This is a genomic window from Polaromonas sp. P4_F4 (assembly GCF_056401355.1).
This window is the reverse complement of the sequence record NZ_JBFUJO010000005.1, coordinates 193,853-218,028: the sequence shown is the minus strand read 5'-3', so window position 1 is coordinate 218,028 and position 24,176 is coordinate 193,853. Positions and strand designations below refer to the sequence as shown.

The following is a 24,176-nucleotide window of genomic DNA, read 5'->3' as shown; positions in this document are numbered from 1 at the left end:
AGCCGGCTGCGGGGAGTTTTGTGAACCAATATTGAACTTTTCCGCCCCACCCCTGTCAGATTCCCTTTTTAACAGAGGGAATCCATGACTTTTGCCAGCAACAACGAACTCACTTCACGCGCACTCTCAGTCCTGCGCGTTGTTTCAGCTTATTTGCTTATTCAGCATGGCTCGGCCAAGCTGCTGGGCTTTCCGCATGTGGCTTTTTTTGACGGGCTGCAGATTTTTTCCATGCTCGGTACCGCAGGCGTCCTTGAACTCGTCGGCGGTGCGCTGCTGTTGATTGGCTGGTTTACGCGTCCCGTGGCTTTTGTCTTGTCTGGCTTGCTGGCATTTGCCTACTTCATTGGCCATGCGTCCAAGGGCTTTGCGTTGTCGCCCATGCTCAACCAGGGTGAGTCTGCCGTGCTGTTCTGCTTTGTGTTTTTGTTTCTCGCGGTGGCAGGTGCCGGCGTCTGGAGCGTGGATGCCATGCGCCTGGCGAAGAAGACAGCCTGAAGATCGCTGCGAGCTTGCGGGCTCTTATTTCCCGAACATCCGGTCGCGTGCGTTTTCCAGATGCGCTCGCATCGCCGCAGCCGCGCCTGCTGCATCGCGGCGGCGCAGAGCCTGCACGATGGCTTCATGTTCGGTCTGCACCAGCTTGCGGCGCTCCAGGGTCTTCACCAGCGAGAGGTTTCGCATCAGGTTCATGCTGAACACAATTTGCGACTGTATCGACCCGATGGCCGAGGTAAAGAACTGGTTCTTGGACGCCCGCGCCACCGCCAGGTGAAAGTCGAAATCTTCTTGAACACCCAGCGCATGTTCGGTAATGACGGTATCGAGCTGGCGAAACCTGTGCTCGATGTTGGCCAGGTCCGCCTCATCGGCCATGGTGGCAGCCAGCGCAGCAGCATGAGACTCGAGCACGATGCGAAACTCATAGCAGCGCTGAATGTCCGAAATCGTTTCCAGTGGCGTGAAGCGCGACAAGTCCGGGTCGGGCCGACGGACCACCACCGTACCGGATCCCTGGCGGGTGGCAATAATGCCGTCCGCGCGCAGGCGAGACAGTGCTTCGCGGATGGTCGGGCGTGATGTGGCAAAACGTGTGGTGAGTGCAAGCTCCGTGGGCAATTTCTGGCCTTCCACAAGTTCTCCTGCCACGATACGACCCAAAATTTCGCTATACACCCGGTCAACAAGACCGGTCGCAGGGGAACTGGCTGGCAGATGCTTCATGGTGGCTAATGCGTGCGCGCAAATTCCTGATCGTAATCCAGTAACTCACGGGCGACCGACTGGATCTCCGCGTGCCGATCGGCCGGCGAGGCGGTAAGCAGCGGCAGGTGTGGCCCCATATCCGCCAAACCCGACAAGCTGACTGCGTCGTGCAGCACTCGAATCAGCGAAATGCTGTCGCGCAGTGTTTCCAGCGGCATGAAACGGTCGTAAATAGCTCGTGCAGCCGCCAGGTTGCCGGCTTTCAATGTCTGAAAAAGCTGCTGGCAGGCGGCAGGTGCGATACAGCCGGAACCGGTCGTGAACGAAGCCAGGCCAAATTGGGCCATATGCACCAGCGTTGGCCGTTCACCCATGCCGCTGACAATGCGCTGCGGCGTGATGCGTTCAATCAGCGCCTTGAGGTAGTTGTCATCAGCGGCATCCGGGCGGACGATGGCGTACTTCACGACCAACACACGCCCCTCGTCGACCAGCCGGCCAAGCGCCTCGATGCCAATCGTTGCTTCGCTCTTGAGATACAGCGTGACGGGCATGCCCATGAAGTCCACCACGCGAGCGATGCCTTCGGCCACACCTTCCGGCGTGGTGAAGCCTTGCATCGGCAGAACCATGGCTGTGCGGTAACCCGTGCCGCGCAACAAACGCGCCTGATCCATCATCTTGCCGAAGTCGGGCCCGATGGCGGGAATCACGCGCGTCGTTTCGGCCGCACTGTCGGCCAGCAGCGCCAGCAATTCGCCGTATTCATGCGCCGAGGTGTGGTACAGGTTGGCGTTGCCGCCATACAGCAGGGTGCGCAGCCCGCCAGACTCGATATGGCGAATCAGCTTGCGGTTTTGCTCTGCATCCACCGTCAGGTCGGCCCGGCGCGCCAGCGGCGGCACGGCCAGCACCGAGCTGGAAAACTCCTCGACAGACAAAGGAAATGTATTCATGAGGTCTCGCGGTATTGATGCGGTATTGATTAATTGAAAGCTAGGCTGCGCAGAATAAATTGTAAGACAACTTTAGTTGTTATCAGTCAGATTAATTCGCCTGGAGCCCGAGAGTTCCCGGTGATTACCCTTGGTTTCTCATATTTCTGCTGAAAATGGTGCGACATGAGCCTATTGTTGATTGACAACTAAATAAGTTGTATTACAAAATCGCGACGATTCAATCCACTATTTCAGGAGACAACGTGATGCATCCCTCGATCATTCCGCGCACCTGCCGCACCCTGCTGGGCGCAGTGATGGGCATGGCCCTGTCCAGCGGCGCGCTGGTGCAGGCGCAGAGCCTGCCCATGCCCAAGTCACCCGTGGTCATCAATGTGGTGGACGCCGCCGGCAATCTGGCACTGACGCAAGGCGCCATCGATGCCTATCTGGCGCAAAACCCAAAGCTGGTGTCAAAGTTCACTTTCACCAAAGCGCCGGCACCCGAAGTCCCGGCCAAAGTCAAGGCCATGCAAGGTGCCGGCCGCAGCGACGTCGACATGATCATCGTCGGCACCGACGCGCTTGCTGCCGGGCTGGAACAGAATTTGTGGGTCAAGCTTTTCCCGAACTATTCAGACAAATTTCCTGGGCTGAAAGACAACTACCAGCCCAACGCCGCCAAGATGCAGGAGTTGGCCAAGGACCACGGCATGGTCATTACCTTCATGCCTTCAGGCCCCCTGGTCGAGTACAACCCCGAGAAAGTCAAAACGCCGCCCACCACCCCGCAAGAATTGCTGAGCTGGTGCAAAGCCAATCCCAACCGGTTGATTTACGCCCGCCCCGCCAATTCCGGCCCGGGCCGCACTTTTCTGATGGGCCTGCCTTACTTGCTGGGCGACAAGGACCCGTCTGACCCGATGAAAGGCTGGGACAAGACCTGGGCCTACCTGAAGGAGCTCAATTCCTGCATCGAGTACTACCCCACAGGCACCGGCGCCTTGATGAAGGAACTGGGTGAAGGCTCGCGCGATATGACGCTGACGGTGACCGGTTGGGACATCAACCCGCGCGCCCTTGGCATCGTGCCTAAAAATTTTGGCGTGGTGCCTTTCAAGAACATGACCTGGGTCAACGATGCGCATTACATCGTCATTCCCAGGGGTGTGCCGCCTGAAAAGCAGGCCGTCGTGCTGGACCTCATGGCTTTCCTGCTCAAACCGCAGCAGCAGGCCATAACCTATGACAAAGGTTATTTTTACCCCGGCCCCGCTGTTAAAAATGTGCCCCTGTCGCTGGCGCCCCAGGCCAGCCAGGACGTGATCAAGGAATTTGGCCGGCCTGAGTATGCCCAATGGCTGGCGCAGTTCCCCCATGCACAGCCGCTGGAAACCAAGGCGATGGTTGACGCCTTCCGTCGCTGGGACCAGGAAATCGGTTCACAAAAAACCAAGTAAGCCTTCGCGCCCTTATCCATGCATTCAAATTTCTCCGAATTGCGGCTTGACCGTATGACGCGCCGCTTTGGCCTGGGCAAAGGCGCGCCGATCTTCACCGCACTCGACGCGCTAAGCATGACCATCCAGCGGGGCGAATTTATCGCCTTGCTGGGGCCGTCCGGGTGCGGCAAGTCGACTGCCCTGAACTGCATTGCCGGGCTGTTGCCGGTGTCGGATGGCGGCATCTGGCTGGACGACACGCGCATCGACGTGCTGCCGCCCGAAAAACGCGGCTTTGGCATGGTGTTTCAAAACTACGCGCTGTTTCCGCACATGTCCGTGGCGCGAAATGTGGGCTTTGGCCTGACGATGCGCGGCGTGTCCAGCAGCGAAATCGCACTGCGGGTCAGTCGTGCGCTTGAACTGGTGCAACTGAATGCGCATGCCAACAAGCTGCCCGGCCAGCTTTCGGGCGGCCAGCAGCAACGCGTGGCGATTGCCCGTGCCATCGTGATCGAGCCGCCACTGGTGCTGATGGATGAGCCGTTGTCTAACCTCGACGCCAAGCTGCGCGTGGAAATGCGCGCCGAGATCCGCCGTATCCACAAGGAACTCGGCCGGGCCACGATTTATGTCACCCATGACCAGGATGAAGCGCTGTCACTGGCTGACCGCGTGGTGGTCCTGAAAGACGGCGTGGCGCAGCAAATTGCTTCGCCGCATGAGCTTTACAACCAGCCCGCCAACCTGCACGTCGCCCGGTTCATGGGCTACCGAAACCTGCTGCCCATGCAGGTGCGCAGCGCGCAAGGCAATTCAGTGCAGCTTGGGAGCAATGGCCTGACGCTCAAGGGGCGCTCCATGCAGGCCCCGACCAGCAACATGGTGCTGGCGATTCGTCCTGAACAGTTCAACATCGTCCCGACAGTGGGCGACAACGCCTTTGCGGTACAGGTTACCAATGTTGAATACTGCGGCCACGACCACATCGTCGACGTGCGAACGTCCAGCGGCTTGCCGCTGATTGTGCGCACCACCGCACGTCTGCAAAATGGCGAATCAGTCGTGCTCTCGGTTGACCCGGACAAAGCGCTGGCTTACCCGGATGATGAAGCTTGCGCCGCATGATGGCCGGCCGGTCTTCTCCAGCGTCCTCCGGCAACGCCGGATTCGACGGCTCCATGTTGCTGCTGTTGCCTGCCACGTTGTTCATGGTGGTGCTGTTTGTCTATCCATTTTTATATGGTCTGCAACTGTCTTTTCGCCCCATGGAGGGTGGCTGGCTCGCCAATTACACAAAATTTTTCACCACTGACAACCTGTGGGGCACCATTGGCACCACGCTCAAGCTTTCCATCCCGGCGACGGTGATCAACCTGGGCGTGGCCCTGCCCATTGCGTACCAGATGCGCATCAAAAGCCGTTACCAGAAATGGATTACCACGCTGCTCGTCATTCCGCTGACCTTGGGCACGGTGCTGATTGCCCAGGGCATGCTGGGCTACTTCGGCCCCAAGGGCTGGCTGTCGCAGGCGCTGCAGTTTTTTCACCTCTATGAAGGGCCGATCCGGTTGACGCATAACTTTTGGGGCGTGCTGATCTCGTTGGTCATTTCGGGCTTTCCGTTCGCTTTTCTGCTGACGCTGTCGTATGTGACCGGCATTGATCCGACGCTGCCGCGCGCCGCCGCCACGCTGGGTGCATCGCCCTGGAATCAGTTCCGCCACATCTACCTGCCGCTGCTGGTGCCGGGCCTGGCGATGGCGTTTGCGCTGTCATTTGTGCAGGCGTTTTCCGTATTTCCCTCCGCCGTGCTGCTGGGCTCTCCGGCGGGTGCAACACGGGTGATTTCGATTGCGGCCTATGAAGCTGCCTTTGAACAGTACGACTATTCGATGGCCTCCGCGGTGGCGATGGTGATGGGCTTTGTGCAACTGGTGGTCGTGGTCGCCATTCTGAGCGCGCGCGGCATGTTTTATCGCGGCCCGGTCACGGGCGGGAAGGGCTGACATGACGCTGAACAACACGGGCGCCAACCAGCTCCTGACCAAGCTCTGGAAAGCATTGATCGCGCTGGCCATGACTTTCTTCCTCATCAACGTCGGCTTGATGATCGCCGCGGTGACCACCAGCTCGGTCGCGTTCCGCTGGTTGGGTACCTGGCTGCCCGACGGCTATACGCTGAACTGGTACCTCACCGCGTGGAATGAATTCCAGCTGGGCAGCGTGCTGTGGGTCACGGTGGAGGTGGTCGCTGCCGTGGTCTTCCTCTCCATCCTGATCGGCGTGCCGGCCGCCTACACGCTGGCGCGGCGCGATTTTCGCGGCAAGCGCTTGTTGATGGGCCTCTTTCTGCTGCCGCTGATGGTGCCGCCGATCACTTATGGCATACCGCTGGCGACCGTGATGTACCAGGCCCATATCGCGGGCACTATTTTTGGCGTTATCTTGTCGAACATGATCCCGGCCGTGCCTTTCATGATCCTGGTCATGACGCCTTTTATTGAGCAGATTGATGGCAACCTGGAGTCGGCCGCGCGCGTCTTTGGCGCCAGTACCTTCAAGCTGTTCTGGCACGTGCTCTTGCCGCTGTTGGCGCCCGGTATCCTGGCCGCGTCGCTTCTGGTGCTGGTGCGAACCATTGGCATGTTCGAGCTGACGTTTCTCACGGCCGGGCCTGATTCCCAGACGCTGGTGGTCGCGCTGTATTACGCCGTATTTGCAGCGGGCGTACGCGCACCCCAGTCGGTGGACGCCATGGCCATTATTTATATGGTCATCACGCTGGTATGGTTGCTGATTGCGCTGCAGTTCGTCAATCCGACCCAGCTGGTCAGCCGCGTCAAAGAGCATCCTCAAACGGCCTGAAGCATCCTGAAGCATCCTGAAGCGCCCTGGCACCCTTATGAAAATCACACAAATCGACACGGTTCATGTGGCCGCCTACCCCAACATCACCTGGGTGCAAATTCACACCGACAGCGGCCTGGTCGGCCTCGGTGAAACCTTTCGCGGCGCGCAGGCGGTGCAGGCTCAAATACACGAGCTGACCGCGCCCTACCTGTTGGGCAAGGATGCCCTGGCCATCGAGGCGCACCACCACCACCTGCTGCACGGCTACATCGGCTTTGCCAGCAGCGGCGTGGAGACCCGCGCCGCATCAGCCGTCGACATTGCGCTGTGGGACTTGCTGGGGCAGTTGACCCGGCAGCCCTTGTACCAATTGCTGGGCGGCGCCGTGCGCGACCGCGTGCCGGTCTATAACACCTGCGCCGGCTACACCTACAACAAGGCCAGCCAGCGCCGCGTGGTCACCGACGGCAGCGCAGAGCTCGCACCCGAAGGCCCGTACGAAGATCAGGAAGCTTTCGTCAAACGTCCCGCACAACTTGCCGAAAGCCTGCTGTCCGAAGGCTACAAGGCCATGAAAATATGGCCGTTTGACCCGTTCGCGGCGGCCAGCCGGGGGCAGTCCATTTCGGCGAAAGACCTGGACACCGCGCTTCGGCCGTTTCGTGAAATCCGTCGCGCTGTGGGCGAGGAAATGGACATCATGGTGGAGTTCCACTCGATGTGGAATTTGCCAATGGCCGTCCGTATCGCGCAGGCATTGGAAGAGTTCAAGCCCTACTGGGCCGAAGACCCGATCCAGATGACCAACCTGGACACCATCGCCGAGTACCGCTCGCGTGTGCGCATCCCGGTCTGCGCCAGCGAGACCCTGGCCACACGGCAGCCCTTTCTGCACTTGCTGAATAACAATGCGGTCGACTATGTGATGCTGGACCTGAGTTGGGTGGGTGGGATTTCCGAGGCTAAAAAAATTGCCGCCATGGCGCAAGCCTTTCACAAGCCGGTCGCGCCGCACGACTGCACCGGGCCGGTGGTGCTGGCTGCCTCGCTCCATCTGGCCATGAGTACACCCAACGTCGTGCTGCAGGAAGTCGTACGCGCCTACCTCTCGGGCTGGTACCGCGATCTGGTCACACAACTGCCGGAAGTGCGCGACGGCTTTGCCACGGTACCAGCGGGCGCCGGACTGGGCCTTGCCCTGGCGCCGGCTTTGTTGCAGCGGCCGGACGTGACGATTCGCAGCAGCAAGCTATAAGTAGCTCGTTATGAAGTGACGCCATGACGCATCTGCAAGTTCTGCCCGAAACCCGCCTGCACCATGGCGCGTTGCACGCGGTGCTGGCACCTGCCGCCGGCGGGCGCATCTCGCGCCTGTTTTCATCCGATGCCGCGACAGGCCAATCTATCGACTGGCTGGTGCCGCTCAGCGATGCGGTGCGTGCCACCGGTTTTGAAAGCACCTCCTGGCCCAAGGCCGGCCTCTACCCGCTGATACCGTACTCGAACCGCATCCAGCACGGAAGCTTCGCCTGGCCGGGCCGCACCGTGCAGTTAGCGCTGCATCCCGGCGAACGTCACGCTTTGCACGGCGGCAGCCAGCAACGCCCGTGGACGCTGACGCAGCACGATGCCAGCAGTGCCACCATGGCCTACGTCCACCAAAAAAATCAGGACGGCTGGCCGTGGTCTTACCGCGCCGGGCACACGGTCACGCTTGACCATGAAGGCCTCACCCTGCACATGCAGGTGACGAATGCAGACGACGCGCCCATGCCTTGCGGCATCGGTTTTCACCCTTACTTTCCAAGCCGGTTTGCGCATCGCGTCGGCTTCGGCGCGCCTACCATCTGGCCACCCGACGCGCAGTTTCTGGGCAGCGCACCGCGGCCTGCAGGCGCAATGGACGACTATGCCGAACCGCGTGAAGTGGCCGACGCCGAACTGACCCAGTACTACAGCGAATGGAACGGCAGCGCCACCCTGGCCGCGGCAGATGGCGCGACCATCCAGATGACCGCCAGTGGCCTGATGCAGCACCTGGTGCTGCATCGTCCGTCGGGTGCGCAATATTTCTGCGTCGAACCCGTGTCGCATGTTTCCAATGCAGCGCATCTGGCGCAACAGGGGTACGCAGGCACCGGCTGGCAAACGCTGGCGCCGGGGCAGCGGCTGGAATGCCGTTTACGGATTCAGTTGCGCACCCGGGATCTCAGCTGAGCCCTTTCGGCGCTTCCACTGTGCACCGAGAGAGGATGGCTGGCCGAATATCAGACGAGTTTGGTCGAGGGTGAGTGCTTCGCCTTTGGCGGCAGCGTGACAGCTGCCTCATCCTGCAGGCGTTCAGTGATGAAGTCGATGAATGCCCTCACGCGCGAGGGCAAAAGCCGTCCATGCGGATACAGCAGGCTGTAGGGGCGTGAACGCCCGCCGAACGACTGGAGCACCTCTACCAGGCTCCCGTCGGCAAGTTCTTTCTCGACGATGAACCTGTAGGTCTGGAACAGGCCGGCGCCGGCCTTCGCCAGGGTCACGCCGCCGAGCACATCCTCGGAGCATGCGTAGTTGCCGATCGTGAAAATCTCCTTCTCGTGGCCGTCCTCGTGGAACAGCCATGAAATCCGCCTTCCGCTGCTCGGCAAGTCGAACTGGATGCAATCGTGCTGTTCCAGGTCGGCAAGCTTCTGCGGCATGCCCGCGCGCTTCAGGTAGTCGGGGCTGGCGACCACCACCAGCGGCGCATCCTCCAGCAGGCGCGCGGTCATGGTCGAATCCGGCTGGGTGCGGACGCGGATGGCGAGGTCGTAGTTCTCGTCGTGGAGATCAATGTTGCGGTTGCTGATGTGCACCTCCACCTTGATCAGGGGGTACTTCGCACGGAACGCCGGCAGTAAGGGCAGAAGGCGGTGGTGGCCGTACGTCGTCGGCGCGCTGATGCGCAGGGTGCCGGCCGGCTGCACCTGTTCGCCAGTGACCTTGCGCTCGGCGTCGACCAACTGGTTCAGCGCCTGGCGGCACTGCTCGAAATAGGTCTTGCCGCTTTCGGTGAGGCGGATGCTGCGCGTCGAGCGCACGAACAGGCGCACGCCCAGTCTTTTCTCCAGCCGCGACACCGAGCGGCTCACCGCGGCGGGCGTCACGCTGGCGGCGAGAGCGGCCGCCGTGAAGCTGCCGGCTTCCGCGGCCAGGCAGAACAGTTCGATGCTCCCCAGGAGGACATTGTCAAAGTGGCGCTTCATTGCTGCCTCATTGCCGCTTCATGATTGATTACATGATGTATCAATACAAGTGTAGCAAAGCCAGTTTATTGATTTCAACAGCAGCAATACAGTTGCTCCAGGCCCGGAAGCGAGTTCTCTGCTCAACCCCGGGGCCTCATCCAGATCGTTTTTCAACCCCCATTTCGCAGAGGTGCATCCATGAGCAAATCAGACAAAACCGTCGTCATCACCGGCGCCACCAGCGGCATCGGCCTGGGCCTGGCCGAGGCCTTTCTGAAGGAAGGCTACAACGTCGTCGGCACCGGCCGTTCGCCAGAGCGTCTACGGGCTACCGCAGCCCGGTTGAATGCGGGCGACCGCTTCCTCGGCGTCGCTGGCGACGTCGGCAAACCCGAGTCGGCCCGGGAGGTGTTCGAGCAAGCCATCGAGAAGTTTGGCAAGGTCGACGTGCTGGTCAACAATGCCGGCATCTTCACCGCCAAGCCGTTCATTCAGTTCACGCCGGCCGAGGTGGAAGAGCAGATATCCACCAATCTGAAGGGCGTGCTGTACCCGTCGCAGGAAGCGGCCAGGCATATGTCCGGGCGCAAGCAGGGAAAGATCATCAACATCACCGCTTCGCTGGCCATCCAGCCCGCCAGCAACGTTCCGGCGCTGCTGGCCGTGACCCTCAAGGGCGGCATCAACCAGGCTACCCGCGCCCTGGCGCTGGAGCTGGCGCCGTTCGGCGTAACGGTCAACGCAGTCGCCCCCGGTGTGGTCGCCACCCCGATGCACCCCGTCGAGACCCACGCCGCGCTGGGCCAGATGCACCCGCTGGGCCGCATCGCCAAGGTCAGCGAAATCGGCGAGGCCGTGCTCTACCTGGCGAAGTCCGACTACGTCACCGGCGTGGTGCTGCCAGTCGACGGCGGCGCGAGCGCCGGCAAGTAACAGGCCTCGAGTTGCGACCGGATCCTGTCTCCGGCCGCAGCCGGGATGCCGAACAACAACCCGAGCATTGCCATTTCATTTCCATTTCCTTCGCCAGTACATCCCCGTACACCCCACTACACCCTATAGGAGCCCTGTCATGCCCTTCGTCAGCATCCGCATCACCCGTGAAGGCACCACCCCCGAGCAGAAAGCCCAGGTCATCAAGGAAGTGACCGAAACCCTGGAGCGCGTGCTGCACAAGCCGCCGGAGTGGACTCACATCGCCATCGAGGAAGTCGATACCGACAACTGGGGCTTTGGTGGGCGCACCACCACCGCCATCCGCAAGGACGGCACAGGCTAGCCCCGCCGCGGCCCCGCCCACCACATGAGCCGATGACCTGAAGGCCGAAGCCACTGTCAGCGGGGACCGACGCGCCCGGTTGATCGACGGCGCGACATCAATCCAGCCGCTGCGCAGGATGAAAGCCGCGCTGGGCAACGTGCTGCGAGGCGCGCGTCTGTTCGTCAAGCGCGACGATCTTATGGTCGTCGGCGGGCCCTGCATGTTATCCGCATGCCCGAGCATTACGGTGCGCGCAGCCCCATCGAGCATGGGTAGGGCGCGATGCGCACCGGGGGATTTTCTTTGGGGTCAGCGCACTTCGCAGTCGACGGTGTTGCTTCTGTTGCCGCCGCTGCCGCTCATGGGCGGGGACGAAAACGCCGGCGGCGGCTTGAATACCATGCCCGGGTTGACGGGCAAAACGACTGGCGGCTGACTGAAGGAGGGGGTAAAACCAAACTGCCCGGGCGAGTACTGCATCGATCCCCCCTTGTTCGTTAGATTGATGAGGCCGTCGATCACATGCACATACAGGCCTGGCGCCAGGACTGAACGAGTGCTTGGCAGGGAAGGCGTGAGTTGCGCGACCTTCTCCCAGACGGGCAGGGCTGTCCCGGCATCGCTTTGCACGGGGCTGGTGGCCGACGCCAGGCTGGCCCGTGCATAGGCACGCTGCGCGAGGGCGGCGGCCGGGTCCGGCCGGTAGAAGAGGTTGAAGCTGGCCGTGCCGGCGTCGACGGTGGTTTCACCCGCCTCGATGGTCAGGCGGCCGGCGCCGGGCTGTGCGCCGGCGAGCACCTGGAGCTGGCCGGTCGCCAGGCTCAGCGCGGTTGCGTTGGTGATTGTCAGCCGCGTCTGCGGGCCCAGCACGGCCTGGCGGCCGTCGGCCAGGCCGATGCGAACGTAGGTGTTGTCCTCGCTCATCAGCGTGTCGCCCGCTTCGACCACGGATTGTGGCGAGAGCACTTTCAGCGCACCGCTTGCCTTGACGGCCATGACGAAACCGCTGAGCTGGGTCACTTCGCCGGCCGGCGTGCCGGCGTGGGCCGCCTGGGCCCCGAAGAGCGACAGCACGAACAGGAGGGAGGTAATGGAGGTAATGGCAGGGGAATGGTGGTTCATGGTCAGCCCCGGTTAGTTGCAATACATTTTCTTGACTGCCGATTCGTTTTTGACCACGGACGGCTTGTTGTCGGCATCATCGCTCTTCTTGTCCGTCTTGGTGTCGTCCGTCTTCGTGTCCGTCTTCTTTGTGTCGAGAAATGCGATGGCAGGCGGTGTAGTGGTCGGCTGGGTCAGCAGCACGGTGCTGCTGGCGTTGATGATGTTGATCGTCGCATTCAAAGCCTGGAACACGGGCGTGTTGGTACTGGTCTGGGTTGTCGGCAGAACGACAGAGCAACCCGCGGCCGTAGGTGTGCTGGTGCATTGAGTCAAGGTCGGCAGTACGCTGGAACAACCTGCGATCGTGGGTGCGCTGATGCATTGGGCCAAGGTCGGCAGCACGGCAGAGCAACCTGCGGTCGCGGGAGCGCTGGTGCATTGCGCCAGCGTCGGCAGCATGGCGGAGCAGCCGTCCAGCGCCGGGTTGGCGGTGCAGTCGGCCAGGGAAGATTGAAGTACGGTGCCCTGCACCGTCACGCGGCCGCTGGTGGCGCTCACGGTCGACTGGTTGATGAAGGTGCCTCCGGAGGCCAGCACGATGTCGCCCGCCTGCGAGCTCACCGGGCTGAGCAGCATGAGGTCGCCTGCAGCGTTGATGTTGATCGCACCGCTGCCGAGCGACGTGATGCCACTTTCCGGACCGGCCAGGCCGATCAGCAGCGGCGTGCTGTTATTGCGGAAGTTGAATCCACCGGCCCCGTTGGCAAAGCCGGCCAGTTGCTGTACCTGGTTGCCTGCGTTGGTGAGATTGACCGAGCCGGCGTCCGCGCGGGCCGACAGCGTCACCACAGCGATGGGTGCCGTCTGGTTGATGTCACCCGAAGCGGTGTGCAGCTCGAGCCGGCTGCCGGGGCCGCCGCTGATGGCGCCGTTGATGTTGATGCCCGCGGCGGCATTGAGCGTCAGGCTCGTGTCGCTGGTCCACGTCACGGGGTCGACCACCTGGATGATGCCGGCGCCCGTGCCCGCCGCGTTGTCGGTGGTGACGACCACCATGCTGCTGGCAAGCGCGGCCTGCAAAGTGCCGACGGTCAGCAGCGAATCGCTCACGGCGCCGCTGGCGACGAAGGTTTCGGCCGAGGTGTCGCTGCCCACCATGCCCGCACTGGTGGCGCTGGCCTGGTCGTTCGCGATGTAGATGTTGGTCGGGTCCAGCAGCAGCGTGCCGGTGCGGCCATTCGGCGCGCGCGTGTCGACGCGGCCTCGCATGTCCAGTGTGTGGCCCGAGGTTTCGACGAAGCCGCCGTCGCCCGACTGCGCGCCGCCCCGGGCGCTGATGCTGCCGTAGACGCGCGTGGTGCCGTCGGACCAGGCGATCACCTTGCCGCCGTTGCCGGACGCCAGGGCGTCGGCGCTGATGGTGGCGTCGCTGGAAATGTAGACCTGCTTGGCGTTGGCGATAGCCGGGTTCTGGCCGCGCAAGTCGCCGCCGACCAACACGGTGCCGCCGCCGGACTCGCCGCTGGCGTCCACGCGGGCGTTGCCCGTCAGGCCCACGCGTTCACCCAGAAGATGGATCGTGCCGCCGGTGCCCGTGCCGGCGCCGCTCGCGCTGGTCAGGCTGCCGGCCTCCAGCAGCAGGTCGCCGCTGGCCTTGAGCACGATCTGCCCATTGGCGCCCACCGCAGCCGTGTCGGCGCTGACCAGGCCGCGCTGGTTGACCAGGTTGCCGTAGATGCCGATGCGCCCGCTCTGCGCCACGATCTGGCCCAGGTTGACGGCCTGGTCCTGCGGGGCGCTGACCACCACGTGCAGGGCCGGGTTCCCGCTGTCGGCCAGCTTCACGCTGCGGCCCGCGGCCAGCACGATGTCGCCGCCGGGCGAATGGATGAGGCCGCTGTTCTCGACCTGCGGCGCGATCAGGATCACCTGGCCGCCTTCGGGCGTCGAGATCCGGCCCTGGTTGGCGACGCGGCCCGCCACGGTGCCGGCGCTGAAATTCATCTTGCCGGCCAGGAAGTCGCTGTTGGAGATCGCCAGGCTCGAGGCCACCAGCCCGTTCACGTCCACCCGCGAGGCGGCGCCGAACAGCACGCCGTTGGGGTTGATCAGGAAGACGCGGCCGTTCGATTGCAGGGCGCCCAGGATCAGCGAAGGTTCCTGGCCCGTGATGCGGTTGAGCACCGCGCTCGTGGCGCTTTGCTGGACGAAACGCGTGACCTCGCCCGCCGCGATCGAGAAACCAGGCCACTGGATGATGGTGCCGGGCGTGTTGGTGATCGTGCGGACATTGCCAAGCTGCTGAAAGCTGGCCTGGCCGTTGACGACGGTCTGGGCGCCGGCGCCGGCCGCGCAGGCGGACATGACCAGGGCCGCCAGCAAGGCCCGTGCAGGGTGTGCGTGGGTTGTTTTCACTTGCGTTTCCTTTGGGTCATGTCAGTAGGAAAGGGTCAGGGCGACGTGCACCCGGCTGTCGCCGGCCGCGCGGGAGCCGCCGCCGTCGAGCACGCGGCCGTAGTCCACCTGCAGGCTGGCGCGCCGGTCCAGGGCAAAGCGCAGACCCAGGCCCGCGCTGGCAATGGACGTGCGCTGCTCTTCGCCGGGCAGGGCCTTGTTGCGCGAAACGCTGGCGGCATCGACGAAGGCCAGCGCGCGGCATTGCACCGCGATGGCGGCGGTGGCCGGGCACCAGTTGGGCGTCTGGATTTCCGCGCTGGCGAACTGGCCCTGGTCGCCGGCGACTTCACGCTCCCGGAAGCCGCGCACCGAACTCGCCCCGCCGGCGCCGAACTGCTCGCCCGGCACCAGTGCGTCGCGGGTGGCCTGGCCGTTGAACTGCAGGCGCAACTGCCAGTCGCCCTCCAGCCGCTGGCTGTAGCCCACGCCGTAGCGCAGGGCGCGGTAGCTGGCCGACGCACCGACGCGCTGGCGACTGAAGTCCGCGTCCCGGCCGTTCGTCCCGCCGGGGATGTTTTGCAGGCCCGTCAACTGGACGCCCAGCATGGCGGAGGGCAGGGCCAGCTGGCCGGCATAGGTGAGCGACAGCGGATGGACCGTGACGTCATCGCCCAGTTGCAAGCCGCCGAGGTCGATATTGTTCTTGTAGGCCCGCCAGTCGGCGCCGTAGATCAGCGTGGAGCTCAGGTCGCCCCACTGCGGCAGGTTGTGGTTGTAGCGCGCGCCGAAGACCTTGCCCTTGCCGCTGACCTGCAGGTTCAGCACACCGGCCGTCAGCGTGCCGGAGTCCACGTCCGAGTGGCTGGCGAAGAAATCCATCGAGTCGCCCAGCGCATACAGCGGCACGTGGTACCCCACGCCGAACACGTTGACCTTGGACGGCTCTTCGGCCGAGGTGGTGTACTGCAAGGTCATCACCTGGTCCAGGTCCCAGAGGTTGGCATGCTGAAAGAGTACGCCCAGGCGCGTGCGGCCGGTCTCGGCGTTGCCGGTGTTGTCGGCGGTCAGGCCGATCCGCCAGGGCTTGTCTTCTTCCGTCACGCGGATCACGGCATCGATCGCATCGGGTTGCTCGGCGCCCTGTAGCGCCAGTGTGATTTGCTTGGCCGGGTTGGTGTTGGCCACCTTCAGGCTGGCCGAAATGTCCCGCATGTTGGGTGAGGTGCCTTCGCGCAGCGCGGGCAGGCTGGCGCGGATGTTGGCGGTCGAAAACTGCTGGTTGCCCTCCACCTGTGTGCGGCCGATGCGCGGCTCGATCACCTTGATGCGCACCACGCCTTGGGCGAGTTCCTGCTCGGGCAACTGCACGAGGACCACGCTGTAGCCATGCCGGCGATAAGCCTGCTGCAGTGCCTCCACCGCGCGCCGCACGTCGCCGAAGCTGCGTTCAGGGCCGGCGAAGGATGCGAGCAGCCCTTCAACTTCGGCGCTTGGCAGCAGGCTGTTTCCCTCCACGGCGAAGCGCGAGATGGCAAAACGCGGTCCGCTGCCGCCCGCCTCATCGGCCGCCTGTGCGGCCAGTCCGGCAGCTGACAAGGCAGCGACTATCCAGAGTGCGCGGGTACGGCGTAGCCACGCCCCATTTTGGGTTTTTTTCATGGGATGGGTCAGGTTGGGTCTGCTGGCGATCCGGCATCGCGAAAGGCCGCATGAAGGCCTTCATCGCAAACCCCGCGGGAAAAGGGTTAGGTGTTACAGGTTGTTGCATGCTACCCGAAAAGGCGGCGGGGCCGCACCACATCTTCGATGACGGCTTCACATGAGGTTTCGACGTATCCCGAGGGCTATGTCGCACCATCAAGCGCTTAAACCGGATTTGATGTGAGCGCACGCTAGCGCAGAAGGTGGCATTTCGACAGTGCTCAAAGCCCCGGAGCAGTGGATCGTGTTCCTCGCGGTCGTTCGGGCGGAGGCGCGGGTCCGATGGAACAGATCCCCGCGCCGCCTCCCCTAAACCGAGGACGCGCTGGTTCGATATTTGCTTCATACTCCGCAAGTTTCCGGATGTTCCCAAAAACATGCGGACCGAACGGTAGCGACGTGCTTGTCAGGACTCATGACAGGTTTCACTTCTACAGGGGCGGGGTATGCGGGAACTGATAAAAATAAATCGCGCCGATCTGCGGGGCGGCATCCAGGCGTCACTGCGGGCCATGACGACCACAGTCGCTCCCGTGCTGCTTTTCATGAGCATGCTGGGGCCGGAGGCCATGGCCGCGGGCTTTTGGGCAACCGTGATCACCGCGACCCTGATACCCGCCATCAACCTCCTTCTGAGGGGGCAGTCCGCGGTGATACCGGGCGCCCGCATGGCCTCCCTGGCGGCCTACGTCTGGCTCGTGATCAGCATGACCATCGCAGCGGACGAGGCGGCAGGACATGCGCCCCAATTGCACCTGACGGCAGCGCAGCTAACCATTGGGCTGGCGGCTGGCAGCCTCATGTTTCTGGTGGCCAGCGCCCTGGTGTTGCTCTGCGGGCTGTTGAAGTTCGGCAATCTGTTCAAGATGATTCCCATGCCTGTCACCGCAGGTATCAGCAATGGCACGGCCTTGCTATTGCTGATGCTGGGCATTCAGACGATAAGGGGCAGCGGCGTGACGGCTGCTGTCACGGCCGTGGGCATGGTGGCCTGTTTTGTTGTCTGGCCCCGTCTGCTGGCGCGGGCGAAAAAGCTGACCTTCATCCCCGGGGTGGTGGCGGCCCTGTCGGTGGGGCTGGCCATCGCCATGCCGCTGGAGGTCCCCTTTCCATCCTCCAGCACGTGGGTCGCGCCCGACTGGGCATGGATGTCCGTGCGGCTGTGGCCTGAATTGCCCCAGCACGAATTCGCGCGCCTGCTCAAGATCGGCTTGCCGGGCGTCATGACCCTGGCATTGGTGATGATCCTGGAAACCTTCACGGCCGCCAACGAGATGGAGCAGCGCTTTGGCGTGCGCATCAATCCAAACCGCGAGTTGATGGTGCTGGGGGGCTCCAACATGGTCAGCGCCCTGCTGGGGGGCGTGCCCTGCACGGGTCACAATTCCCGAAGCATTTCCAGCTGGCTGGCCGGGGGGCGTGGCGTGCATGTTGCGCTGGCGGGTCTGGTGTTCACCGGTGCGCTGTTACTGACGTTTGGCAACTGGCTGGTGGCCTTGCCTGTTGGGGTGGTGGCCGGCATATTGCTCCTGCAGGCCCTTCTGATGGCGGAGCATGAATTCTTTCATCGGCTATCGGAGATCGTGCGCACGCGGCATTGGCGCCGTGAAGGGACGTCCGACCTGGGTTTCTGGACCACCGTGGTCATTTCAGTGGTGGAGTACTTCGGCAACATGATCTGGGCCTGTTTCATGGGTATCGGCTTGTCGTGCCTGGTCATTCTGCGGCGTGTGTCCGACAGCCTCACCACGAAGTGGAATTATCTCGATCGCTACCGCTCGCGGCGGGTCAGGACCTTCGAGGAAAGCAACCTCCTGACTCAGACGTCCGACCGGGTGGGCATTTTGAAGCTCAATGGCCATCTGTTTTTTGGCAACAGCATCCGGCTGACTCAATTGGTCGACGAACTGAACCCCGAGGCAACGGCCGTTGTCATCGACGTGAGTCAGGTTCTGGATGTGGACCCCAGTGGTTTGAATGCACTGACGTGGCTCATCCGGGCTGTTGTGGAGCGGGAATTGACGGTTGTCCTCACGGGCATGAACCGGACCCGGTCACCGGAACTGCACGAGGCCCTGCAGGCAATACCCGGGATTCAACGCCGTGTCGACATGGATCGCGGGCTGGAGCTTTGCGAGGATGTGGTTCTTTCGGCCTCCTCCACAAAATCGGCTGCATTGCTTTGCGTACCGCTCCCGGAAAACAGCCTGCTGGACGGCCTGACTGCGGAGGAAGTTACCGAGGTGTTGATGCTGGGCGAATTCCGTGAGGTGGCCAAGGGTGAAGTACTGTTCTTCAAGGACAGTGAGGCGGATGGCGTCTGGCTGCTCGAAGAAGGCAATGTCAGTATCTTGTCGGGCGGCGATGAATCCACCCGGCTGTCCACGTTGGGGCCAGGCCAGTTCCTCGGTGAAATGAGCCTGATCGACGGAAAACCTCGGTCTGCGACCGCGCAGGCTGATAGCCCCGTGCGTGCCGTCTTACTGGACAAACAGGCCATCGCGGCACTGATGAGTCGGGAGCCCGAGGCCACCCTGAAGATGATGCGCAATATCGTGAAGTACCTGTCTTACCGGATACGCAGTACCTCGGCCCTGCTGGCCGAAGGCACCAGCGAACCCGTCTCCGGCTGGGCGAGCAGCGTACAGAGCAACTTTTCCCGGCTGTGAGTCAGGTCGAGAGCGCGCGCGCCGATCCGAGGGAGGAGGGAGAAAACGTTTTCCTTGCGCATATGCGGAAGGAAAGCAAGGAGTTACGGGCGTCAAATGGCGTGAAAATTGACTTGTGCCGTACGGCCCAAGTCAACGAGAATGATTTTTTGGGGGAGTTGTATGCAAATGAATGATCTTCGAAGCATTTTGAGCGCGTTTATGGTTTGGGGTTTCGCCTGGGCGCCGTTGCTGTCCCACGCCCAGACTGAACCCGTCGGTTTCGTGAAAACCGTGAAGGGCGACGCCTGGATCACCACGGCGGGGCAGCGCGTCCCGGCGCAGCTGGGCACGCCCATTCAGCAGGGCAGCCAGCTCAAGACGGGCCCCGTCGGTACGCTGGGGGTCACCTTCAAGGACAACACCGTGATGTCCTTCGGCCCCGATACCGAACTGACGGTGGACGAATATCTGTATGCGCCCGCGCAGGGCCAGCTCAAGCTGGGTACGCGCCTGGCGAAGGGTAGTCTGAACTATGTGTCGGGTGTGATTGCCAAGCTCAAGCCCGATGCCGTGACGGTCAAGACGCCGGCCGGCATCATCGGCGTGCGAGGTACGCAGTTCGTTGCCACGGTACAAGTGCCTTGAACCAACCGCCCTGCCTCGGTTTGGCGCTTGGTTGGGTGGCCTTGCACAAGCCCGCTTTGACTGAATTCACTGAGGTTTACTGAGATCTGCTGAGATCTTGCCCCGCACTTTCGCCTGATCCGCCTGGCGCGCATGAGCAAGACAGTCTTCGAATATCGATGTCGAGAAAAAGAACAGCGCAGTCCGCGTGACCGTGTTGTGCGGATCGCGGTGCACCGTTTTTTGCACCGCCTGCCTCCTGATGACCTTGGGCATCGCTTTGCGCGCGAGACCCTTTCACCTGGAACTCGAGACGTTGACCAGGTCGGGTTTCCTGTGACCGATCTGCTGCCCGCGGGATTCCGGACATTGAAGTCAATTCGCCATTCGAAATGGCGAGCAATACAGGTGAAAATTAGTTATCTGTTGTTAAATAATGTAAAAACTGATAAAAATACGCTAACTAACTGCATTGCAGAGGGATGGTCGAAATGGTCAAGAAGAAAAAATTCTCGGTGCTGACGCTGGCGATACTGGCCGGTCTGGGCGTGCAAGCCCAGACATTGCCTGAGCCCATGGTGGACGCAGCGCGCAAGGCGGTGGTCAGCAACCCCGAGGTGCAGGCCCGCTGGCACGGCTTCCAGGCCGCCGGCAACGAGCGAGACGTGGCCCGCGGCGGCTATTTCCCCCAGATCGACTTGCGCGCCGGCACCGGCCGCGAGAGCCGCGAGACGCCCTTGACCGACTTTGGCCGTTACAACTTCCGTGGCACGACGCTCACGCTCAACCAGATGCTGTTTGACGGGCTGTTCACGCCCAACGAGGTCAAGCGGCTCGGCTACGCCAAGCTCACGCGCTACTACGAGCTGCAGGAAGTCTCCGAGACCGCCGCGCTCGAAGCCGTGCGCGCCTACGCCGACGTCGTGCGCTACCGCGAGCTGGTCGATACGGCCACGCAAAACTACGTCGTGCACAAGCAGACCACCGGCCAGGTCGAAGAGCGCTCCAATGCCGGCGTGGGCCGCCGCGTCGACGTCGAGCAGGCCACCGGCCGCCTCGCGCTGGCCGAGGCCAACCTGCTGACCGAGCTGACCAACCTGCACGATGTGAGCGCACGCTACCTTCGCATCGTCGGCGAGAAGCCGCCGGAGGTCCTGCCCAAGCTGCCCGCCAAATTCCAGATCGGCCCCATGCCCGCCTCCACCGAAATGTTGATGAAAGACGGCCTGCCCAACAGCCCCACCATCAATGCCGCGCTGGAGAACGTGCGGGCGCAAAAAACCGCCATCGCCTCGCGCCAGGCCGCCTACATGCCGCGCGTGGACCTGCGGCTGTATGACTCCCGCGACCGCAACCTGCAGGGCGTGACCGGCACCACCCGCGTCAATGGCGTCGAGCTGGTGCTGAACTACAACCTGTTTCGCGGCGGCGCCGACAAGGCGCGCGAGCGCCAGGCCGTCGAGCTGCACGAGCAGGCGCGCGACCTGAAGGAAAAGGCCTGCCGCGACGTGCGCCAGACCCTGTCGATCGCCTACAGCGACGTGCGGACCCTCAACGAGCAGCTGGCCTACCGCGACCAGCACCGSCTGTCGACCGAGAAATCGCGCGAAGCCTACCTGCAGCAGTTCGAGCTGGGCCAGCGCACGCTGCTGGACYTGCTGGACAGCCAGAACGAATACTTCCAGGCCAACCGCTCCTACGTCAACGCCAGCTACGACCAGATCATTGCGCAGGCGCGCACGCTGGCGGGCATGGGGCAGCTGGTGACGGCGCTCAACGTCAACCGCGCCGATGTGCCCGGCGCCCAGGATGCGGGGCAGGACCGCACCGGCATCGACCCGGCCGAGCTGTGCCCGCAGGATGAGACCGTGGTCGACACCATGGATCAGATCAGGGCCCGCCTGGCGGTTGCGCCCAGGCGCACCGGCTCCTATGTTGTGCTGCTGCCCAGCCCGGACAACAGCGTGGGCCGCGTGGTGGTGCAAGGCGACCGGGGCGAGCAGGTTCTGGCCCAGGCCCAACAGGGCGCATTGCTGGACGGCAGCGCGCCGCCTTTCGATGTCAACAAGGCGCAGGTGGAGCGTGATTTCGGTGCCGCCATGGCCGCCCGCCCACCGCTGCCCGAATCGTTCACGCTCTACTTTCAGCGCGGCAGCACCGAGTTGACGGCAGCGTCGAAGGCCGTGATGCCGCGCATCAAGGAACTCGCCAAGGCCCGCAAAGCGCTGGACATCACGGTGGTCGGCCACACCGACACCTTGGGTACGACCGAATCGAACGAAGTCCTGGGGCTCAGGCGCGCGAATGCCATTGCCCGGCAAATGCAGCAGCTCGGCCTGAAAAATATGGCGATCGTGGTGGAGTCAAACGGCGCACGCAGCCTTTTGGTGGCTACGCCCAAAAATACCGATGAGCCGCGTAACCGCCGAGCAGAGATAACCGTGCGCTGACGGTGACGGGGGAGCTCATTTCTCGGCCATCACGATAAGGTCGTCTGCCGCACCCTCGCGCAACCTGCGCAGGTGCAGGGCCACCAGCGGGTCATGAGGGTGGCGCTCGGCCAGGGCCTCAAAATATTCACAGGCGAGTGTCGGATGATGCATCTCGCCGGGTTGCAGCAGGCGCATGGCCGCGTCATAGTCGGCGGGGGCGGCGCAAGCGGTGGCGTTGGTGGTGGCCAGCGGCTCAAACACCAACAGCGGCTTGCTCTTGCCTTTGAGCACCAGCTGGCCGACGCGCCGCACCGGCACATCCGTACAGCCCTCCAGAATGGCATGCGACACGCAGACGCGCGTGCCCAGGTGCTTGTTGACGGTTTCCAGCCGCGCAGCAGTATTGATCGGGTCACCCAGCGCCCGGTAGTCAAACAGGGTTTTGCCGCCAAAATTGCCGACAATCACCTCGCCGCTGTGGGAGCCGATGCGGGTGTGTCCCCAGGGAATGCCTTGAGCCTGCAGCCGGGTCGCATAGGCCGAGGCAAAGGTGTCCATCTCCAGCGCGCAGTTGAGGGCGCGCTGTCGGTGATCGGCCTGCTGCACCGGCGCCGAAAACAACACGGCCACCGCGTCGCCCACGATGCGGTCCAGCGTGCCTTCGTGCTTGAAGACGATGGCCAGCATGGCGTCCAGATAATCGTTGAGCAGGGCCACCGCCCGGCTCGGGTCGTCAGCTTCCATCATGCTGGTAAAGCCCGCCAGGTCGGTAAAGACGAAGCTGCAGACCTGGCGCTGGCCCCCCAGTTCCAGCTGTTCCCGGTGCGCCACCAGATGCGCCACCCTGTTGGGTGACACATAGCGTGAAAAAGCCTGGCGTACCCAGCGCTGTTCCCGTTCACTGACCAGATGGTGCATACCGCTGGCCAGACCGAAGCTCACCAGGATGACCAGTCCGGGATTGATCGCGTCGAGCAGCAGGTGTTCGACCACGAACGCATACCAGGCGCCACCGAACAAGGCAGCCAGCACCCCAGCAGCCGCTGCGGTTGCCCATCTGGCGGGGGTTCCCAGCGCCAGCAGGCCGACGACCAGCGAGCCCAGCACCAGCGTCAGCAGCTCGACGCCACCGGCCCAGGCGGGGCGCTGCAGGTATTGACCCGACAACAGCTGTTCCAGCGCCAGCGCATGGGCCTGCACGCCCGGCATCATTTTGCCCATGGGGTTGAAGCGCAAATCCATCAGCCCGGCAGCCGAACTGCCGATCAGCACGATGTGTCCATCCAGCAGTTTGGCGTCGGCCTGTCCGTTCAGGACGTGCGCTGCCGACACGAAGCGGCCGGGTTGATCTTCGGTGTAGTGCAACCAGATTTCAGCCTGCGCATTGGTGGGCGCCGTGACACCGCCGATGCGCACGTCCTGCACGCCTGCCTCATTGCTGCGCAGCAAGAGGTTGCGCTCACCTTGGGCGACGCGCAGGGCCTCGGCGCTCAAGGTGGGCACAATCTGCTGACCCAGGCGAAGCAACAGGGGCACGCGGCGCACCACGCCATCGGCATCAGCCGCAAAATTCAGCGCGCCCAGCCCGGCCGCACTGCCCCGCAGCACCGGCAACGGCCAGAGCACGGTATCGAAGCCATGAAGCCATTGCGCCGGGTTGCTGGCGCCGCTGCCAACGATGCGATAGGGCAGTGTGGAAGGCGCATCGGCGGGGGCGTCGGAGGTGGTTGCCGCGGATGCGCTGGAGGCTCCGCTGCGGGACAGGCTGCTGCCCAGCACCACGTTCCGGCCGACCAGCGTTTTGCCCAGAACCGCGTCATGATCGGGCAGGCGCTGTAGCAGGGGGCCGACCTTCGGGTTGTTCCAGAGTTGCGCCATGGCCGCCGGGGAGGTGCGATCCGGCTCGGTCAGCAGCACGTCAAACGCGATCGCTGCCGTGCCAGCCTCATTCAGGCGCTGCACCAGTTCGGCCAGCCGGGTCCGCGGCCAGGGCCACTGGCCGTAGGCTTTCAGGCTGGTCTCGTCAATGTCCACCACACGCACGGCCACCGGCGTATAAGGGCGCGGATGCCAGCGCTGGAACTGGTCAAACTGCGCCAGCCGCAGGCTTTGCACCGGGATCGGGTCGGTGAACCACAGGGCCAGTCCGCTCAAGGCGATGACCAGCACCAGCGTGACCGCCGCGACATTGGACAAGACACCGGGCAGCCCGCGTAACGATAAGCCTCGGAACATGATCGATTCCTGTGGACGTTGCTGCCCATTATGTGGGGCGGACCCCGATGACGGGAGTTTTATGTCGACGGGTGCTCGAAAGGCCTTGCCGGTTGCCTGGCCGGCATGAGCGGT

The 24,176-nt window shown here is 63.1% G+C and carries 20 protein-coding genes; 12 read left to right on the top strand and 8 right to left on the bottom strand.

The window, feature by feature from the left end; translation table 11 throughout:
* Positions 1-84: 84 nt before the first annotated feature.
* A complete protein-coding gene (locus tag AC1DUR_RS08170) occupies positions 85-498 on the top strand; it encodes a DoxX family protein (RefSeq protein WP_477717588.1) in 414 nt (137 codons plus the stop codon).
* Positions 499-522: 24 nt separating this feature from the next.
* Here AC1DUR_RS08170 and AC1DUR_RS08165 read toward each other — a convergent pair whose 3' ends face one another.
* Positions 523-1,224, bottom strand: a complete 702-nt coding sequence (locus AC1DUR_RS08165) for a FadR/GntR family transcriptional regulator (RefSeq protein ID WP_477717589.1) — start codon at positions 1,222-1,224, stop codon at positions 523-525.
* Between the two features lie 5 nt (positions 1,225-1,229).
* Positions 1,230-2,162 (bottom strand): dihydrodipicolinate synthase family protein, encoded by a 933-nt coding sequence (locus AC1DUR_RS08160; RefSeq protein ID WP_477717590.1) that lies wholly within the window; start codon positions 2,160-2,162, stop codon positions 1,230-1,232.
* Positions 2,163-2,410: 248 nt separating this feature from the next.
* On the opposite strand from AC1DUR_RS08160, the gene AC1DUR_RS08155 reads away from it, so the two are divergent.
* From AC1DUR_RS08155 to AC1DUR_RS08130, 6 genes are all read left to right on the top strand, one after another.
* Positions 2,411-3,604 (top strand): extracellular solute-binding protein, encoded by a 1,194-nt coding sequence (locus AC1DUR_RS08155; protein WP_477717591.1) that lies wholly within the window; start codon positions 2,411-2,413, stop codon positions 3,602-3,604.
* Between the two features lie 18 nt (positions 3,605-3,622).
* The gene (locus AC1DUR_RS08150) at positions 3,623-4,714 is read left to right on the top strand and encodes an ABC transporter ATP-binding protein (RefSeq protein WP_477717592.1); all 1,092 of its coding nucleotides are present in this window, start codon (positions 3,623-3,625) and stop codon (positions 4,712-4,714) included.
* The gene (locus AC1DUR_RS08145) at positions 4,714-5,595 is read left to right on the top strand and encodes an ABC transporter permease (RefSeq protein WP_477717777.1); all 882 of its coding nucleotides are present in this window, start codon (positions 4,714-4,716) and stop codon (positions 5,593-5,595) included. The genes AC1DUR_RS08150 and AC1DUR_RS08145 overlap by 1 nt, the downstream gene beginning before the upstream one ends.
* A 70-nt stretch (positions 5,596-5,665) precedes the next feature.
* Positions 5,666-6,454 carry an ABC transporter permease gene (locus AC1DUR_RS08140; RefSeq protein ID WP_477717778.1) on the top strand — a complete coding sequence of 263 codons (789 nt, stop codon included), beginning with the start codon at positions 5,666-5,668 and terminating at the stop codon, positions 6,452-6,454.
* Between the two features lie 37 nt (positions 6,455-6,491).
* Entirely contained in the window at positions 6,492-7,694 is a 1,203-nt protein-coding gene (locus AC1DUR_RS08135; RefSeq protein WP_477717593.1) for a mandelate racemase/muconate lactonizing enzyme family protein, read from the top strand.
* Between the two features lie 23 nt (positions 7,695-7,717).
* Positions 7,718-8,656 (top strand): aldose 1-epimerase, encoded by a 939-nt coding sequence (locus AC1DUR_RS08130; protein WP_477717594.1) that lies wholly within the window; start codon positions 7,718-7,720, stop codon positions 8,654-8,656.
* A 50-nt stretch (positions 8,657-8,706) separates the two neighbouring features.
* Here the strand turns inward: AC1DUR_RS08130 and AC1DUR_RS08125 are convergent, their stop codons facing one another.
* Positions 8,707-9,675, bottom strand: coding sequence for a LysR family transcriptional regulator (locus tag AC1DUR_RS08125; protein WP_477717595.1), 969 nt, complete (start codon positions 9,673-9,675; stop codon positions 8,707-8,709).
* 180 nt (positions 9,676-9,855) lie between these two features.
* Here AC1DUR_RS08125 and AC1DUR_RS08120 point away from each other — a divergent pair, with 180 nt between their 5' ends.
* Positions 9,856-10,590 carry an SDR family NAD(P)-dependent oxidoreductase gene (locus tag AC1DUR_RS08120; protein ID WP_477717596.1) on the top strand — a complete coding sequence of 245 codons (735 nt, stop codon included), beginning with the start codon at positions 9,856-9,858 and terminating at the stop codon, positions 10,588-10,590.
* Between the two features lie 139 nt (positions 10,591-10,729).
* Positions 10,730-10,936, top strand: a complete 207-nt coding sequence (locus tag AC1DUR_RS08115; RefSeq protein WP_477717597.1) for a tautomerase family protein — start codon at positions 10,730-10,732, stop codon at positions 10,934-10,936.
* A gap of 291 nt (positions 10,937-11,227) precedes the next feature.
* Here the strand turns inward: AC1DUR_RS08115 and AC1DUR_RS08110 are convergent, their stop codons facing one another.
* Genes AC1DUR_RS08110 through AC1DUR_RS08100 form a run of 3 tightly spaced genes read right to left on the bottom strand, consistent with a single transcriptional unit; the run spans position 11,228 to position 16,078 of the window.
* Positions 11,228-12,040: a FecR family protein gene (locus AC1DUR_RS08110; protein WP_477717598.1), complete on the bottom strand. Its 813-nt coding sequence runs from the start codon at positions 12,038-12,040 to the stop codon at positions 11,228-11,230.
* 12 nt (positions 12,041-12,052) lie between these two features.
* Positions 12,053-14,437, bottom strand: coding sequence for a two-partner secretion domain-containing protein (locus tag AC1DUR_RS08105; RefSeq protein WP_477717599.1), 2,385 nt, complete (start codon positions 14,435-14,437; stop codon positions 12,053-12,055).
* A gap of 21 nt (positions 14,438-14,458) precedes the next feature.
* Positions 14,459-16,078, bottom strand: coding sequence for a ShlB/FhaC/HecB family hemolysin secretion/activation protein (locus AC1DUR_RS08100; protein WP_477717600.1), 1,620 nt, complete (start codon positions 16,076-16,078; stop codon positions 14,459-14,461).
* Between the two features lie 488 nt (positions 16,079-16,566).
* On the opposite strand from AC1DUR_RS08100, the gene AC1DUR_RS08095 reads away from it, so the two are divergent.
* Entirely contained in the window at positions 16,567-18,789 is a 2,223-nt protein-coding gene (locus tag AC1DUR_RS08095) for a cyclic nucleotide-binding domain-containing protein (protein WP_477717601.1), read from the top strand.
* A 168-nt stretch (positions 18,790-18,957) separates the two neighbouring features.
* On the top strand, positions 18,958-19,416 hold the full coding sequence (locus tag AC1DUR_RS08090; protein WP_477717602.1) for a FecR family protein: 459 nt from the start codon (positions 18,958-18,960) through the stop codon (positions 19,414-19,416).
* 66 nt (positions 19,417-19,482) lie between these two features.
* Here AC1DUR_RS08090 and AC1DUR_RS08085 read toward each other — a convergent pair whose 3' ends face one another.
* On the bottom strand, positions 19,483-19,671 hold the full coding sequence (locus AC1DUR_RS08085) for a hypothetical protein (RefSeq protein WP_477717603.1): 189 nt from the start codon (positions 19,669-19,671) through the stop codon (positions 19,483-19,485).
* Positions 19,672-19,886: 215 nt separating this feature from the next.
* On the opposite strand from AC1DUR_RS08085, the gene AC1DUR_RS08080 reads away from it, so the two are divergent.
* Positions 19,887-21,845 carry a TolC family outer membrane protein gene (locus AC1DUR_RS08080; RefSeq protein ID WP_477717604.1) on the top strand — a complete coding sequence of 653 codons (1,959 nt, stop codon included), beginning with the start codon at positions 19,887-19,889 and terminating at the stop codon, positions 21,843-21,845.
* 15 nt (positions 21,846-21,860) lie between these two features.
* Here AC1DUR_RS08080 and AC1DUR_RS08075 read toward each other — a convergent pair whose 3' ends face one another.
* The gene (locus tag AC1DUR_RS08075) at positions 21,861-24,062 is read right to left on the bottom strand and encodes a CHASE2 domain-containing protein (RefSeq protein ID WP_477717605.1); all 2,202 of its coding nucleotides are present in this window, start codon (positions 24,060-24,062) and stop codon (positions 21,861-21,863) included.
* Positions 24,063-24,176: the final 114 nt, after the last annotated feature.